This window comes from Pseudomonas sp. FP597 (assembly GCF_030687435.1).
Lineage (GTDB): Bacteria > Pseudomonadota > Gammaproteobacteria > Pseudomonadales > Pseudomonadaceae > Aquipseudomonas > Aquipseudomonas lactucae.
Window position 1 is genome coordinate 3,719,646 of sequence record NZ_CP117432.1, and the last position, 13,690, is coordinate 3,733,335.

The 13,690-nt window shown below is 59.8% G+C and carries 13 protein-coding genes; 6 read left to right on the forward strand and 7 right to left on the reverse strand.

Going from position 1 to position 13,690, the window contains the following annotated elements; all coding sequences use genetic code 11:
- Nucleotides 1-7: 7 nt before the first annotated feature.
- From tssG to tssA, 6 genes are read right to left on the reverse strand one after another with little or no spacing between them, the layout of a single operon-like run.
- Nucleotides 8-1,015 carry a type VI secretion system baseplate subunit TssG gene (gene tssG, locus PSH66_RS16935; protein WP_003174377.1) on the reverse strand — a complete coding sequence of 336 codons (1,008 nt, stop codon included), beginning with the start codon at nucleotides 1,013-1,015 and terminating at the stop codon, nucleotides 8-10.
- A complete protein-coding gene (gene tssF / locus PSH66_RS16940; RefSeq protein WP_305427277.1) occupies nucleotides 979-2,766 on the reverse strand; it encodes a type VI secretion system baseplate subunit TssF in 1,788 nt (595 codons plus the stop codon). The genes tssG and tssF overlap by 37 nt, the downstream gene beginning before the upstream one ends.
- Nucleotides 2,756-3,157, reverse strand: a complete 402-nt coding sequence (gene tssE, locus PSH66_RS16945; protein WP_003174379.1) for a type VI secretion system baseplate subunit TssE — start codon at nucleotides 3,155-3,157, stop codon at nucleotides 2,756-2,758. The genes tssF and tssE overlap by 11 nt, the downstream gene beginning before the upstream one ends.
- 14 nt (nucleotides 3,158-3,171) lie before the next feature.
- Nucleotides 3,172-4,647: a type VI secretion system contractile sheath large subunit gene (gene tssC, locus PSH66_RS16950; RefSeq protein WP_003174380.1), complete on the reverse strand. Its 1,476-nt coding sequence runs from the start codon at nucleotides 4,645-4,647 to the stop codon at nucleotides 3,172-3,174.
- Nucleotides 4,648-4,673: 26 nt separating this feature from the next.
- Nucleotides 4,674-5,171 (reverse strand): type VI secretion system contractile sheath small subunit, encoded by a 498-nt coding sequence (gene tssB / locus PSH66_RS16955; RefSeq protein ID WP_305427278.1) that lies wholly within the window; start codon nucleotides 5,169-5,171, stop codon nucleotides 4,674-4,676.
- A gap of 32 nt (nucleotides 5,172-5,203) precedes the next feature.
- Entirely contained in the window at nucleotides 5,204-6,748 is a 1,545-nt protein-coding gene (tssA, locus tag PSH66_RS16960) for a type VI secretion system protein TssA (protein ID WP_305427279.1), read from the reverse strand.
- A gap of 481 nt (nucleotides 6,749-7,229) precedes the next feature.
- Here tssA and PSH66_RS16965 point away from each other — a divergent pair, with 481 nt between their 5' ends.
- A complete protein-coding gene (locus tag PSH66_RS16965; protein ID WP_003174383.1) occupies nucleotides 7,230-7,745 on the forward strand; it encodes an Hcp family type VI secretion system effector in 516 nt (171 codons plus the stop codon).
- A gap of 54 nt (nucleotides 7,746-7,799) precedes the next feature.
- On the opposite strand, the gene PSH66_RS16970 is transcribed toward PSH66_RS16965, so the two are convergent.
- The gene (locus PSH66_RS16970) at nucleotides 7,800-8,621 is read right to left on the reverse strand and encodes an aldo/keto reductase (RefSeq protein WP_003174384.1); all 822 of its coding nucleotides are present in this window, start codon (nucleotides 8,619-8,621) and stop codon (nucleotides 7,800-7,802) included.
- 107 nt (nucleotides 8,622-8,728) lie between these two features.
- Between PSH66_RS16970 and PSH66_RS16975 the strand changes: the two genes are divergently transcribed.
- From PSH66_RS16975 to PSH66_RS16995, 5 genes are all read left to right on the forward strand, one after another.
- Complete coding sequence (locus PSH66_RS16975; protein WP_003174385.1) at nucleotides 8,729-9,223, forward strand: DUF1543 domain-containing protein; 495 nt, start codon at nucleotides 8,729-8,731, stop codon at nucleotides 9,221-9,223.
- 100 nt (nucleotides 9,224-9,323) lie between these two features.
- The gene (locus PSH66_RS16980) at nucleotides 9,324-9,605 is read left to right on the forward strand and encodes a peptidylprolyl isomerase (protein WP_003174386.1); all 282 of its coding nucleotides are present in this window, start codon (nucleotides 9,324-9,326) and stop codon (nucleotides 9,603-9,605) included.
- 131 nt (nucleotides 9,606-9,736) lie between these two features.
- The gene (locus tag PSH66_RS16985) at nucleotides 9,737-11,599 is read left to right on the forward strand and encodes an extracellular solute-binding protein (RefSeq protein WP_003174387.1); all 1,863 of its coding nucleotides are present in this window, start codon (nucleotides 9,737-9,739) and stop codon (nucleotides 11,597-11,599) included.
- On the forward strand, nucleotides 11,599-12,660 hold the full coding sequence (locus tag PSH66_RS16990; protein WP_305427280.1) for a microcin C ABC transporter permease YejB: 1,062 nt from the start codon (nucleotides 11,599-11,601) through the stop codon (nucleotides 12,658-12,660). Before PSH66_RS16985 ends, PSH66_RS16990 begins: the two co-directional genes overlap by 1 nt.
- Nucleotides 12,660-13,682 (forward strand): ABC transporter permease, encoded by a 1,023-nt coding sequence (locus PSH66_RS16995; protein WP_003174389.1) that lies wholly within the window; start codon nucleotides 12,660-12,662, stop codon nucleotides 13,680-13,682. The genes PSH66_RS16990 and PSH66_RS16995 overlap by 1 nt, the downstream gene beginning before the upstream one ends.
- The last annotated feature ends 8 nt before the right edge of the window (nucleotides 13,683-13,690 follow it).

Here is a 13,690-nt window from a genome sequence, read left to right on the forward strand (position 1 = left end):
ATGGTTCCTAATGCGCATTGCCGGCCACGATGACCACGCCGTCGGCGCATTCGTGTGCCAGCCAACTGGTCCAGCCCAGTCGGCAGATGTTGTGTTCACCCAGGTGCAGCGGCCGCATGTGCTCTTTGGCCAAGACCAGCCGCAGGTCATATTCCAGCGGGTCCCGCGCCGTCAGTCGCACCAACGAACACAGCAGTGGGTAGTCGGGGCCGGTGGGCAAGAAACCATGAAAGCGCTGCCAGTCCAGGCCCTCCAGGTGCACCCTGAATTTGCCACCGCAGTCGGCAACCCGGCTTCCCAGCACCTGGTCCTGGCCCAGCACGCTATTGGCCTTCCCCAACCGGTTTCGCTGTGAGCAGGCGATGACCACCGAACGCTCGACCCATTGCTCGATAAACAAGCGGTTGTGTTTGAAGTAGTACCGCAGCACGGTCTCGATCAAGGCTGCCGAATGCGCCCGCAGGCCAAGCAATCCCAAATAGGGCAACAGCCGTCTGCAGTCCAATTGCGCAGCACCACGGATCTGCCTCCCGCGCAAACCAATCAGTGCAAACATCTGCTCGGAAAACGCGTCCCGCGCCCCGGCCTGAAAACATGCCCGGTAGCGGTATTTGCGCCAGATTGGCAACATCAATCGCTGCAAACGATGGTGAAACAGGTCCAGGAAATCCCGGGTCGCGTTCCCCTGCGCACCATCGGCAAACGCCTGCTCGCCGTAAAAGGCCGGCAATGGCGAGGCCGCACCGCACAGGCCCAGTACGTTCAGGCGAAGGCGAGCACGCAATTGGCCGTGCTCGACAAAAAACTCCAGCCGATCAATGTCGTGGCCGGGAAACCCAAGCCCCGGATTGGCTTGAAACTCCAACCGGTCATACAGCGCATTGTCATCCAGCAACGGATGGGCATCGCGCAGGCGTTCGATCACCTGCAAAATTGCCTGGAACAGCGAGTACTCGCGGATGATGCGCGACAGTTCGGTCAAAGCAGGGGTTGCAGGCCCATCCGAGGTGGCCATAGGTACACGTCTCCTTGTGTGCTGATGACTTGCAGTTCGTGGTAGGCATTCAGGCTGGCGTACAGCGCAAAGAACTCGTTGAGTACCGACGCGAACACAAACACTTCACCCTGGCCCAGGAAGCCCTGGGCGTCGATGGCCAGGTCGATCCGCACGCCTCGAAAGGGCATGCCACGGTGCAGGCGGTCGACGGCGGTATGACTGATCGATTGCAGTGCACCGAGCTTTCTTTGGCTGACCTTCTGCGCTTGCCGGTCGTGATAACGCGGCAGGTCGTAGGTTTCGAGAATCAGCTTCAGCGCATTGATATCGCTCAGCGACAGGTAGTTGAGCGACATGTTACTGATGAGCCGCCAGAGAAAATCCTGATCCAGGGGTGGCGCAAAACTGGCGGTCGGTGCGCAGATATTGCGAAACGACAAGCCCTGGGGCGTGTGTTCGCACGCCTGGTTGATATCGCCCGCCTGGAGTTGCCGAGGCAGGTTGTGGTTCGTGCACGTCAGCTCGATCGACAGTGTTTCCTGGCCATGGCCCTGACCACCACCAAAGGCCAGCCAGGTGTCGAGGCCTTCGTGATGGGCCGAGGTGCGCTGGCGAATGCTATAGCTGGGGGAGCCTGCCGATGCACCGTCACCACGGTCATGCTCAAAGGATTCAAACGGCACGTACATCTGGTGCCCCAGGCCGCCAGGACGCCACCCTGTAACCTCGTCGACGGAAAATACACAAGCGTTTCCCCGTGAGTACTCATCCGGAATAAGCAGGTACTCATCCTGCTTGCCATCCAGGCGAATCGGCACCGCATCGTGTTTGAACAGGTTGACGATGGGCGTGCAGTGCAACTTCACGTTATCCAAGGTCGGGCGCTGGGCGTCCTGGCACGGGGTGCGCAGCTCGAAGCACAAGGTCATGCCGCAGACCTGCCTGAGCACCTCATGAGGCAGCCGCTGCAGAACGTCCAGGCCCAGCACATCGACAAACAGGTACTTGTCCGCAAAGGCGAAGTATTCTTGCAGATGGCGATAACCACCAAAGGTATTGCGCGGATAGGGAATCAGTGCCTGATCCTCGGCAAACCCCACTGGCTGCACCTGGTCGGCACCAAGCCGCAACACCAGAGCCTGGCCGTGTGCATCATTGACCGCACGACCCTCGCGGTCGAACGGCAGCAGCACGATGCCTTCCAGTTGGCGCAACAGGCTCAGGTACAAACCCTGGCTGATATAGCGATCGCCCGTAAGGTGCAGGCGCAATTGATCGAAAGCGCACTCACTGAAATTGCCCTCGGCACTCAGTTCCAGCCGCAGACTCAACAGCGCGCGTTCGCCCTGGACGGCGTATTCCAATGCGCTCAGTTGCAGCGGCAAGACCTGTGTGGCGTAACAGGTTCGAAAGCGGCAGCGCTCGCCATTGACCGCCGCGCTTTCGACGGGTGTGTCCCGTGCGACCATCACGCCGGGGCCTGCATGCTTCAACGAATCAAACTGCAGGATGCTGAACGCCGGCATCGGCCGCATATAGTTGGGCCACAGCAAATGCATCAAGGCGTGAGTCAGTTCGGGCAACTCATCGTCCAGCTTCTGGCGCAGGCGACCGGTGAGAAACGCAAAGCCTTCGAGCAAGCGCTCCACATCCGGATCCTGGCCGGCTTGCGCAAGAAACGGCGCGAGCGCTGGATTACGCTCGGAAAAGCGTCGTCCGAGCTGTCGCAACGCGCTGAGCTCGCGTTGGTAGTAAGGGCTAAGAGACATCCGGCAAGACCTCGACCTGCCCCGCGTCACGCAGGCGCGCAGTGAACAGCACAGGCTGCGTGACACCGTCGAGGCACAAGGTGGCTTCGATGGCAAACGCGAGGGCCAGTGCATCGTGGTCACGGGGCAATGCCCTCACCCGAACGTGCTTCAAGCGCGGCTCGTACGCGCGGATAAAGCGCTCGATCAGCAGCCGCGACTGGCTCAATGATTCGTGCAGGCTGCGGTTCATGTCATTGAAATCGGGCAAGCCGTAGTCGGGCAGCGTCTGCACGCTGCCTGCACGGATACTGAGCATTTTCCCCAGATGAGCCGCAACGGACGTCGCGCCACATGCCGAGGTTTTTGCCGGGCCTTCGAGTCGCTCGAACAGGCTTTGGTAACGGGTCATCCGCGGGGCCCCGTTCATTCTTTATCGAGCTTGCCGACCAGGGACAGGGTGAAATCCGCCCCCATGTACTTGAAGTGCGGCCGCACACTCAGATTGACGCGATACCAGCCAGGCTCGCCCTCAACTTCGCTGACGAGGATGCGCGCCGCGCGCAACGGCCGCCGACCGCGCACTTCGGCACTGGGGTTTTCCTGGTCTGCGACGTACTGACGGATCCACTTGTTGAGTTCCAGCTCCAGGTCGGTACGTTCCTTCCAAGAACCCAGTTGTTCGCGTTGCAGCACCTTGAGGTAATGTGCGAGGCGGTTGACCACCATCATGTAGGGCAACTGGGTGCCAAGGCGATAATTGAGCTCCGCCTCCCTGCCCTCGGCACTGATACCGAAATGCTTGGGTTTCTGCACGGAGCTGGCGGAGAAAAACGCGGCATTGTCACTGCCCTTGCGCATGGTCAAGGCAATGAAGCCTTCTTGCGCGAGCTCGTATTCACGCCGGTCGGAAACCAGAACCTCGGTGGGAATCTTGGTTTCGATTTCGCCCATGCTGTGGAAGTGATGCAGAGGCAAGTCTTCCACGGCACCGCCGCTTTGGGGGCCAATGATATTCGGGCACCAGCGAAACCGCGCGAAGCTGTCGGTCAAGCGCGTGGCAAAGGCGTAGGCGGTATTACCCCACAGATAATGCTCGTGGCTGTTGACCACGTTTTCCCGGTAGGCAAAGGTCTTGACCGGACATTCAAGGGGATCATAGGGGGTGCGCAGCAAAAAGCGCGGTACGGTCAGCCCGATGTAGCGCGCGTCTTCGCTCTGGCGAAAGCTCTGCCATTTGGCAAACTGCGGCCCCTCGAAATGATCTCGCAGATCCTTGAGGTCAGGCAGCCCGGTGAAGCTTTCCAATCCAAAGAACGCCGGCCCGGCTGCGGCGATAAACGGTGCGTGAGCCATGCAGGCCACGCTGGAAGCGTATTGCATCAGCTTCACATCCGGAGCACTGGGGGAAAGGAAATAGTTGGCGATGATCGCGCCCACCGGCTGGCCACCGAACTGGCCGTACTCGGCACTGTAGACATGCTTGTAGAGCCCGGACTGAGTCACCTCGGGCGAATCTTCGAAGTCATCGAGCAAGTCTTGCCGAGAGACGTTGAGCAGTTCGATCTTGATGTTTTCCCGAAAGTTGGTGCGGTCGATCAACAACTGCAACCCCTTCCAGGCGGACTCAAGGGCCTGGAAGTCCGGGTGATGCAAAATCTCGTCGATTTGCCGGCTGAGCTTTTCGTCAATCTCGGCAATCATTCGGTCAACCAGGCGTTTCTTGACCGGTTCCCCACTGTTATGCGGCTTGATCAGTTCTTCGATAAATGCCGAGACGCCGCGCTTGGCAATTCCATAAGCCTCGTCGTCCGCACTCAGTAAAGTCTGGGCGATGATGTTGTCGAGGATGCTGTACTCGTCTGCGGCCTGGGCAGGTATCGGAGTATGTTGCAGAGTCATGGGTCAGTGTCCTTTTACTGAAAATGTCAGGCGGTTTGGCTGCTCAGCCCGAGCTCGGCCAATACCCGGGCGCGGGATTCGTCGTCGGCCAGGGCCTGTTCGATGGCCTTGCGAAAGCTCGGTGTATTGCCCAGGGGCCCCTTGAGCGCCATCAGCGCCTCACGCAAAGCCATCAGTTTTTGCAGCTCGGGAATCTGCTCGACCAGCTGTGCCGGGTTGAAATCCTTCATCGAATTGATGTGAACCTGAATGCCCAGCTCCTCGACGTCGGGGCATTCCTGCAGACGATTGGGCACATTCAGAGTGAGGCTCAACGCCTGCTTGGCCAGCACTTCATCGAGGGTGTTCTTATCGATGCCAATGGGCTTACGGTCTTCAAGCTTGCGTGGGTCCTCGCGCTGGATAAAATCCCCCAGCACCAGCAGCTTCAACGGCAGTTCAACGTCTTCCTGGGCATCGCCGATAGCGGGTTTGAATGTGAGGTTGATGCGTTCCTTGGGTGCTACCGAACCTTCTTTGGCCATGGTATTTCTCCTTGTTCGAGTGGCTCGAAAGCCTATTCAAGTACCGCTTCAAGATCGAAGAGGCACAGCCTGCGGTGGGTGTCTTCCTTGCGCTCGCGCACGGCGTGATCCTGGGGTAACAGGTCGCAGCAGCGGTGCAGGAGCCTCGTTACTTGAAGCGCCAGCTCGGGCTCCCAGCGTTCCAGGCCCGTGCGCTGCAACTCATGGTCCAGATGTTCGAGCTGGATTTTTGCCAGCTCGTGCTTGCCGGCCTGGACACACACACGAGCCTGGGCCAGCCGCCAATGGAAGCGGGCGCGGTCGCTGCGGGCCGCATGCAGGCCTTGGTTGAGTTCATGGATGGCGACCTTGAGTCCGTCTTTGCGCAACCTGGGCATCAGGTCCTGCAAGGCGAGTTCCCAGGGTTCGGTAGAGGTCGCCACGCCGGGTATCTCGGTTTTCCGCAGATGATGGGAAACGTGCTGTGCGATCCAGTCGCGCGTCGTGGCGTCGGCAAACGGCGCACCGTCGTGAAAGCGAAACTCAGGCAGATTCGGCAGACGCTGCAACAGCAGGGCGAAGCTCACTTCCAACTCCGTCATGGCCGGGTGAGCCTGCAACGCCTCCAGGCATTGCCAGACCATACGAACGCCGTCCAGCCAGAACATCGCCGTTGAGACACTGGACTCGATCTCCAGCATCAAGTCGGCAAAATAACCCTGGGCAAAACGCTCTTCATAACGCTTGAGCTTGTCGGGTGCGGGGCCGCGCAATGCGGTGACCCGCTCACTGTCGGCATCCGGATAATTGACCAGAACCAGCCATGCCAGTGTCCGGTTCAAGCGCAAGGCCCGCAGGTCGGTGGCGTTCTGGCGCAACCACCAGGTGCACAAGGGACGTGCTTGTTCCTGCAGGGTACGCAGTAATCGGTGGGCCTCTTTTTCGGTATCGATCGCCGGTCCGGGTTTGTGCAACTGCGTCGCAGCCTGTTTGACCTGGGCGATGACACCCGTCACCCCCGTGGCTGCGGCGTTCGCCAAGTCGATACGCTCGGATCGCTGGTCCAATTGCCGGCGAATCGGCAGCAACCGCGGCGCGCCGTCCCCCAGATACTCGGTCCAAAGCTCATCAAGCCGCGCCAGATGCTCACGCAGGGCTCGTAACAGAGGCCGCTGGTCCGGAGTCGACAGGCTTTGTTCCGGCAACGCTTCCAGGCGCAAGACCAACCAGCCAAATGCTGCGCCACGCGTACGCAACTTTTGCGGGTGAACCGCCGACCAGTGATGCTCGCACAGGTGGCACAGTACGCCGAGGCCCGCCAGCAAACCGGGGAAGGATTCGCGCTGATGCAGCGCCCAGGTCAGCCAGACGGCCACGCGCACATCCTTGGAATGCTCACGCAGCACAGATTCGCTGACCTCCAGAATCTTCTGCCAATCCGGCTGGTCGCCATGAATGGATTGCATCTTGCCCATTTCGGACTCCAGCGCTTCGTACTCACTCGAAAAACGCATATCACTGCCCGCAAAACAGTTTTGCAAACACGGCTGCCTTGCAAGCTCAAGGTAATAAGCGCTGAGTTTTTCCGAATAATCCATTTGGCAACACACGCAACTAATCAAGGCATGAGCGACACCTTCATTGCACATTAAACTGCGCAACATGGCGTCATATAAACTTCAGTAAGTGCATCACGAAGTTCGCAAACCTTAGCCACCCCCACACCATTCGGCAAGCAACACAGCAACACTTAAGAACTTTCCTACACTCCAGAAAATACGCTGCCTGCGCAGCATTTTGCACAGTAAAAATCCTACACCAAGCCAGAACACCGGGCGGGAACCATCGATTTAACGGGCAATAACCGTGAGCAACCAAATGCACACTTATGCGCAAATACAACCCGGCAATCCCGCTAAAAAAACATCCAAACTTATCAAACTAACAGCGCACTCCAACGCCACCCACCGTATTCATTGGCGCTCGAACTTTCCGGCATGCTTTTTGTTATAGGCATTCAGACCAGCCGGCACAGTGGTCGGTTGGTACTACCTCTTCAATCAGGCAAGGAAACCCGTCATGCCAACACCCGCATATCTCTCCATCACCGGTGTCAAACAAGGTTTGATTACGGCAGGCACGTTTACCCAGGACTCGGTAGGCAACATTTATCAGGAAGGCCACGAGGACCAGATTCTGGTCCAGGCTTTTTCCCATCAGGTCATCATTCCCCGTGACCCGCAGTCGGGCCAGCCAACGGGCCAGAGGGTTCACAAGCCGTTGATGATCAGCAAGGTCTTCGATAAATCCTCACCGTTGCTGTTCAGCGCATTGACCAGCGGCGAAGAGGTCAAGTGCAGGTTGGAATGGTTCCGTACCTCTTCGGCCGGCACCCAGGAGCACTACTTCACTATTGAGCTGGAGGGCGCGACCCTGGTGGATATCCAGTCACGCATGCCCAACTGCCAGGACCCGGACAACGCCCACTTCACCCACCTGGAGGATGTGTACTTCACCTACCGCAAGATTGTGTGGACCCATGAAGTGTCCGGCACCTCCGGTTCGGATGACTGGCGCAGCCCCATAGCCGGTTAAGCCGCGCGCACCCACGAACGGCTGCCAGGGATGGCAGCCGTTTGTATCGAACCGCTACACCATTGCCAGGGGATGCTTGCGTTGGGGCGCGCCGAACACCCGGTCGATGGCGTCCAGGTCGTGTTCGTCGAGTTTCAGGTTGGCGGCGGCGGCGTTAAGACGCACGTGCGCAGGCGTTACGGCCTTGGGAATGGCGATCACACCGTCCTGGCGCAGCACCCAGGCCAGGGAAACCTGGGCAGGTGTAACCCCGTGGCGCTGGGCAATCTGCTTGAGCGTCGGGCTGGACAGCAGTTGACCACCCTGGGCGATCGGACAGTACGCCATCAACGGCAAATGGTGCTGTTGCCACCAGGGCAACAGGTCAAATTCGATGCCACGCTCCTCGATGTTGTAGAGCACCTGGTTAGTGGCGCAGGCCGGGGATGCGAGTTCCTGCAGGTCGGCCACGTCAAAATTGGAGACGCCCCAACGGCCGATCTTGCCGGCCTCGCGCAGGCGTTCGAAGGCTTCGACGGTTTCTTCAAGGGGGTATTGGCCCCGCCAATGCAGCAGGTACAAATCGATATGGTCGGTACCCAGGCGCCGCAAGCTGGCGTCGCAGGCACGCGGAACGCCCTTGTGGCCGGCATTGTGCGGATACACCTTGCTCACCAGGAACACCTGGTCACGCTTGCCACGAATGGCTTCACCGACGACCTCTTCAGCGCCACCCTCGCCGTACATTTCGGCGGTATCGATCAGGGTCATGCCTTCGTCGATTCCCAGTTGCAACGCAGTGACTTCCTCCCGGCGCCGGCCCGGGTCTTCGCCCATGCGCCAGGTGCCCTGGCCGATGACAGGGACGGGAACGCCCGCCAGATCGATGGTACGCATGACAACCTCCTGATGAGTTCACGGATTAAACAGTGTGGCATTGACCGGACAAAAGGGTTCAACCGAAGTATGGTTGGCGTCCGCGAAGTCGCCAGGAAGGACCTGCAATGCTGTTTGTCGTGATGCTTGGGGGCAAGCACCCAAGGGCCAGGATCGAAGTCCATGATGTGGTGTTCACCGCCGCGGACACGCTGGAAGCCACCTATGCGCAACTGCGCGATGCGTGGTTCGGCAGCCCCAAGGGCGTGCACATCGATTCGTGGATGGCGGTCGACGGCGTGGACGGCTGGAGAGTCGAACTCAGCCACCTGGCGCCACAGGCGGATGCGCATCACCTGTACTTCATCAACCTCGGCGGTTATGAAGCCAACAGTTTTGGCGAAGCGCACCGCTATTCACTGGTGGTCGCCCGCAACAAACAGGAAGCCAGAAGCAAGGGCAAGCAACAGATGCTGCGGCATTGGTCCCAGGCGCATACGGACGCGGTGATGGACATCGACGACTGCCTGCCCATCGACTTGGTAGACGGTCGTTACCTGCACCTGGTGCCAGGCCCGCACCGCCCGATCCTGCAGCGCAACGACTATATCGTCCTGGGTTGAGTCGCGAGGTGCGCCACTCAGGCAATCCGTGGGAACTTTGCCAGGAAATAACCGCCTGAATCCGGTACGCTCACCCTTTTCATTCAAGGAGTTACTCATCATGGCCAAAGCCACCGCCCGTCACATCCTCGTTTCCACTGAAGACAAGTGCAACGAACTGAAGGCCCAAATCGAAGGCGGCGCTGATTTCGCAGAAGTTGCCAAAGCCAATTCCAGCTGCCCATCGAGCCGTCAGGGCGGCGACCTGGGTTCGTTCGGTCCAGGCCAGATGGTCAAGGAGTTCGACACCGTCGTATTCAGCGCCCCGGTCAATACCGTGCAAGGTCCGGTCAAGACTCAGTTCGGCTACCACCTGTTGGAAGTCACCAGCCGTCAGGACTGATCCCGACGTGCACTGATGCGAGAAACAACGGCCCGCCTTTTGGTGGGCCGTTGTGCATGTGATGACTGGCGACGCTGAGGCCGTTAGCGTACAAATCCCTATCCTTCTTCACCCGGCATTCAAGGCTGACAATGCGATTGGCTTTTTTCACACCACTGCTCAGTTCTGCATTGGCCATTCTATTGGCCAGCACCGCTGTGATCGCAGCCCCGCAACCCTACCTGACGGTCTACGGCGAACCCGCCAAGTACCCCGCCGGCTTCAGCCATTTCGACTACGCCAACCCCAACGCCCCCAAGGGCGGCAGCCTGAAGCGTTCGGCGATCGAGATCGGCCGCTTCGACCATGTATTGCCCTATATCGACAAAGGCATCGGCGTGACCCAGGTCGACGGCTGGCTGTATGCGCCCCTGGCCCAGCGCTCGCTGGATGAGCCCTATACGGTCTATGGCCTGGTCGCCGAGAAGATGGAACGCGCCGACGACGGCCTGTCGCTGCGTTTCTACCTGAACCCCAAGGCACGTTTCGCCGATGGCAAGCCGATTACCGCCGAAGACGTACGCTACAGTTTCGATTTGTTGATGACTCAAGGCAGCCTGCGCTTTCGCACATTGTTTGCCGACGTAAAACACGTCGAGGTGGAAGGCGAGCGCCAGGTGCGCTTCGATTTCTCCAGCAACGAAAACCGCACCCTGCCCCTGGATATCGCCACGCTGCCGGTGTTCCCCGAGCACTGGTGGAAAACCCGCGACTTCGCCAACGGCGGCGGCTACGAGGCGCCGCTGGGCAGCGGCCCGTACAAGATCAGCAAGATTGACTCCGGCAGCACCATCACCTTTACCCGCGACCCGGACTGGTGGGGCAAGGACCTGCCGGTGAGCCGTGGCCTGTACAACTTCGATCACCTGAGCCTGGAGTATTTCGGCGACACCGAAGTGGCGCGCCAGGTACTGCGTGGTGGCGCCTACGATTTCAACCGTGAATTCTCCGCCACCGGCTACTCCATCGGCTACAACGGACCGGCCCTCGACGACGGCCGCCTGCAACGTGCGCACTTGGCCAAGCAAATGCCACAACCGGCCCAGGGCTATGTGTTCAACGTGCAGAAGCCGATGTTCAAGGACCGCCGCGTACGCCAGGCTCTGGCAATGTTGTGGGACTTCGAATGGGCCAACCGGCAGATGATGCGCAATATGTACATCCGCCAGCAGAGCTTCTTCTCCAACAGCCCGTTGGCGGCCAGCCAACTGCCAACGAAGGAAGAACTGGCGATTCTCGAACCGCTGCGCGGGCAAGTGCCCGAGGAAGTCTTCACCCAGGTGTTCAAGGCGCCGGTCACCGATGGCAGCGGCATGATCCGCGACAAACAATTGCAAGCCCTGGCGCTGCTGGAAGACGCCGGCTGGAAACCGGACGGTGACAAGTTGGTCAATGCCGAGGGCGAACCACTGGAGTTCACTTTTCTCAACGCCCAGGCCGGCCTTGAGCGACTGTTGCTGCCATACAAGCGCAACCTGGCGCAGATCGGCATCACCCTGAACATCCGCCGTATCGATTCTTCCCAGTACGTCAACCGTTTGATGACGCGGGACTACGACATGATCGTCACCGGTTTTCCGGTCACCACCTCGCCAGGTATGGAGCTGTACAACTATTTCGGTTCAAGCGCAGCCTTCGATCCGGGCGCCAACAACTACATGGTGCTCAAGGACCCGGCCGTCGACAGCTTGATCAAAGGCCTGGTCAAAGCCGACACCCAGGCGCAGATGCTCACCTACGCCCATGCCCTGGACCGCGTGCTGCAATGGAATTACCTGTGGATCCCCAATTACTACCCGCCCGGCACCTCCGCCGCGTGGTGGAACCGTTTCGGTCGCCCGGCCATCGAGGCCAAAAACGATGAAGCCCTGGAAACCTGGTGGGAAATCAGCCCCACGCCGCTGACCAATGAGCAGATGAACGCCGAACTGAAAAAACGCGGAGGGGCCCGCTGATGTTTGCCTATATCGTGCGGCGCCTGCTGCTGATCATCCCGACCCTGGTGATCATCCTGCTGGTGAACTTCGTGATCGTGCAGGCCGCTCCCGGCGGCCCGGTGGAGCAGGCCATCGCCCATCTGCAAGGGATTGGCGGCGGTGGCGTCGGCGGCTCCTCCGGCGAAGGCATCGGCAGCGGTTCTCGCGCCAGCCGTGGCCTGGACCCGAAGCTGATCAAGGACATCGAAAAACAATACGGTTTCGACAAACCCGCGCCGGAACGCCTGTGGCTGATGCTCAAGAGCTACGCCCAACTGGACTTCGGCAACAGTTTTTTTCGTGGCAAGACCGTGATCGACCTGATCCTGGAAAAGATGCCCGTCACTATTTCCCTGGGCCTGTGGGCCACTCTGATCACCTATTTGGTGTCGATTCCCCTGGGCATTCGCAAGGCAGTGCGCCACGGCAGCAGCTTTGATGTGTGGAGCAGCACCGCCATCGTGTTCGGCTATGCAATGCCCGCCTTCCTGTTTGCGATGTTCCTGATCGTGGTGTTCGCCGGCGGCACTTCGCTGAACTGGTTCCCGGTGCGCGGCCTGGTCTCGGAAAATTTCGAGGAACTGAGTACCCTGGGCAAGATTGCCGACTACTTCTGGCACCTGGTGCTGCCGGTGACCTCATTGGTGATCGGCGGCTTTGCCACTTTGACCATCCTCACCAAAAACTCTTTCCTCAATGAAATCACGCGCCAGTACGTCGTCACCGCGCGCGCCAAAGGCTTGAGCGAGCGGCGGGTGCTGTACGGACATGTATTGCGCAACGCCATGTTGCTGGTGATCTCCGGGATTCCACAAGCGTTTATCAGCGTGTTCTTTGCCGGTTCCTTGCTCATTGAAGTGATCTTCTCCCTCGATGGCCTGGGCCGCATGAGTTACGAGGCGGCCGTGTCCCGGGACTACCCGGTGGTGTTCGGTTCGCTGTTTATCTTCACCCTGTTCGGCCTGCTGATAAAACTGATCGGCGACCTCTGCTACACCCTGGTGGATCCGCGTATCGACTTCGCCGCGAGGAACGCCTGATGCTTAACCTGTCTCCCGTGGCCCGTCGGCGTTTCGAGCGGTTCAAGAAAAACCGTCGGGGCTGGTGGTCGCTGTGGCTGTTTATCGGCCTGTTTATCCTGACCCTCGGCGGCGAGTTGATCGCCAACGACAAACCGTTGGTGCTCAGCTACAAAAACGAGCTGTATTTCCCGGTGTTCAAGCGCTACACCGAGCAGCAGTTTGGCGGGCAATTGCCATTCCAGGCGGACTACCGCAGCGACTACGTGCAAAAGCTGATCAAGCAGGACGGCGGCTGGATGCTGTTCCCACCGATCCCGTTCAGTGACGACACGCCCAACTACGAACTGACCCGCCCTGCCCCCAGCCCACCCTCGGCGGTGAACTGGCTGGGCACCGATGACCAGTCGCGCGATGTGCTGGCGCGGGTGATCTTCGGCGCGCGGGTGTCGATCCTGTTTGCCCTGGCGCTCACTGCGATCAGCGCCGCCATCGGCATTGCCGCCGGCGCCTTGCAGGGTTACTACGGCGGCTGGGTCGACTTGATCGGCCAGCGTGTCCTGGAGGTGTGGTCCGGCCTGCCGGTGCTGTACCTGCTGATCATCCTCTCAGGGTTCGTCGAGCCGAATTTCTGGTGGTTGCTGGGGATCATGGCGCTGTTTTCCTGGCTGGCGCTGGTGGACGTGGTGCGCGCCGAGTTCCTGCGCGGGCGCAACCTGGAATACGTCAAGGCCGCCCGCGCGCTGGGCCTGGGCGATGGCAAGATCATCCGCCGGCATATCCTGCCCAATGCGATGACCGCCACGTTGAGCTATCTGCCGTTTATCCTGACCGGGGCGATTTCCACCCTCAGCGCCCTGGATTTCCTCGGCTTCGGCATGCCCGCCGGCAGCGCCTCGCTGGGCGAGTTGATCGCCCAGGGCAAGCAGAACCTGCAAGCGCCATGGCTGGGTTTGACGGCGTTTTTCACCCTGGCGCTGATCCTGTCGCTGCTGGTCTTTATCGGCGAGGCGTTGCGTGACGCCTTCGACCCACGTTCATGAGCGAATCC

Excerpts from the sequence above, each read along its gene's own strand:
- tssG (WP_003174377.1), bottom strand. The coding sequence starts at position 1,015 with ATGGCCACCTCGGATGGGCCTGCAACCCCTGCTTTGACCGAACTGTCG.
- tssF (WP_305427277.1), bottom strand. The coding sequence starts at position 2,766 with ATGTCTCTTAGCCCTTACTACCAACGCGAGCTCAGCGCGTTGCGACAG.
- tssE (WP_003174379.1), bottom strand. The coding sequence starts at position 3,157 with ATGACCCGTTACCAAAGCCTGTTCGAGCGACTCGAAGGCCCGGCAAAA.
- tssC (WP_003174380.1), bottom strand. The coding sequence starts at position 4,647 with ATGACTCTGCAACATACTCCGATACCTGCCCAGGCCGCAGACGAGTAC.
- tssB (WP_305427278.1), bottom strand. The coding sequence starts at position 5,171 with ATGGCCAAAGAAGGTTCGGTAGCACCCAAGGAACGCATCAACCTCACA.
- tssA (WP_305427279.1), bottom strand. The coding sequence starts at position 6,748 with ATGGATTATTCGGAAAAACTCAGCGCTTATTACCTTGAGCTTGCAAGG.
- PSH66_RS16965 (WP_003174383.1), top strand. The coding sequence starts at position 7,230 with ATGCCAACACCCGCATATCTCTCCATCACCGGTGTCAAACAAGGTTTG.
- PSH66_RS16970 (WP_003174384.1), bottom strand. The coding sequence starts at position 8,621 with ATGCGTACCATCGATCTGGCGGGCGTTCCCGTCCCTGTCATCGGCCAG.
- PSH66_RS16975 (WP_003174385.1), top strand. The coding sequence starts at position 8,729 with ATGCTGTTTGTCGTGATGCTTGGGGGCAAGCACCCAAGGGCCAGGATC.
- PSH66_RS16980 (WP_003174386.1), top strand. The coding sequence starts at position 9,324 with ATGGCCAAAGCCACCGCCCGTCACATCCTCGTTTCCACTGAAGACAAG.
- PSH66_RS16985 (WP_003174387.1), top strand. The coding sequence starts at position 9,737 with ATGCGATTGGCTTTTTTCACACCACTGCTCAGTTCTGCATTGGCCATT.
- PSH66_RS16990 (WP_305427280.1), top strand. The coding sequence starts at position 11,599 with ATGTTTGCCTATATCGTGCGGCGCCTGCTGCTGATCATCCCGACCCTG.
- PSH66_RS16995 (WP_003174389.1), top strand. The coding sequence starts at position 12,660 with ATGCTTAACCTGTCTCCCGTGGCCCGTCGGCGTTTCGAGCGGTTCAAG.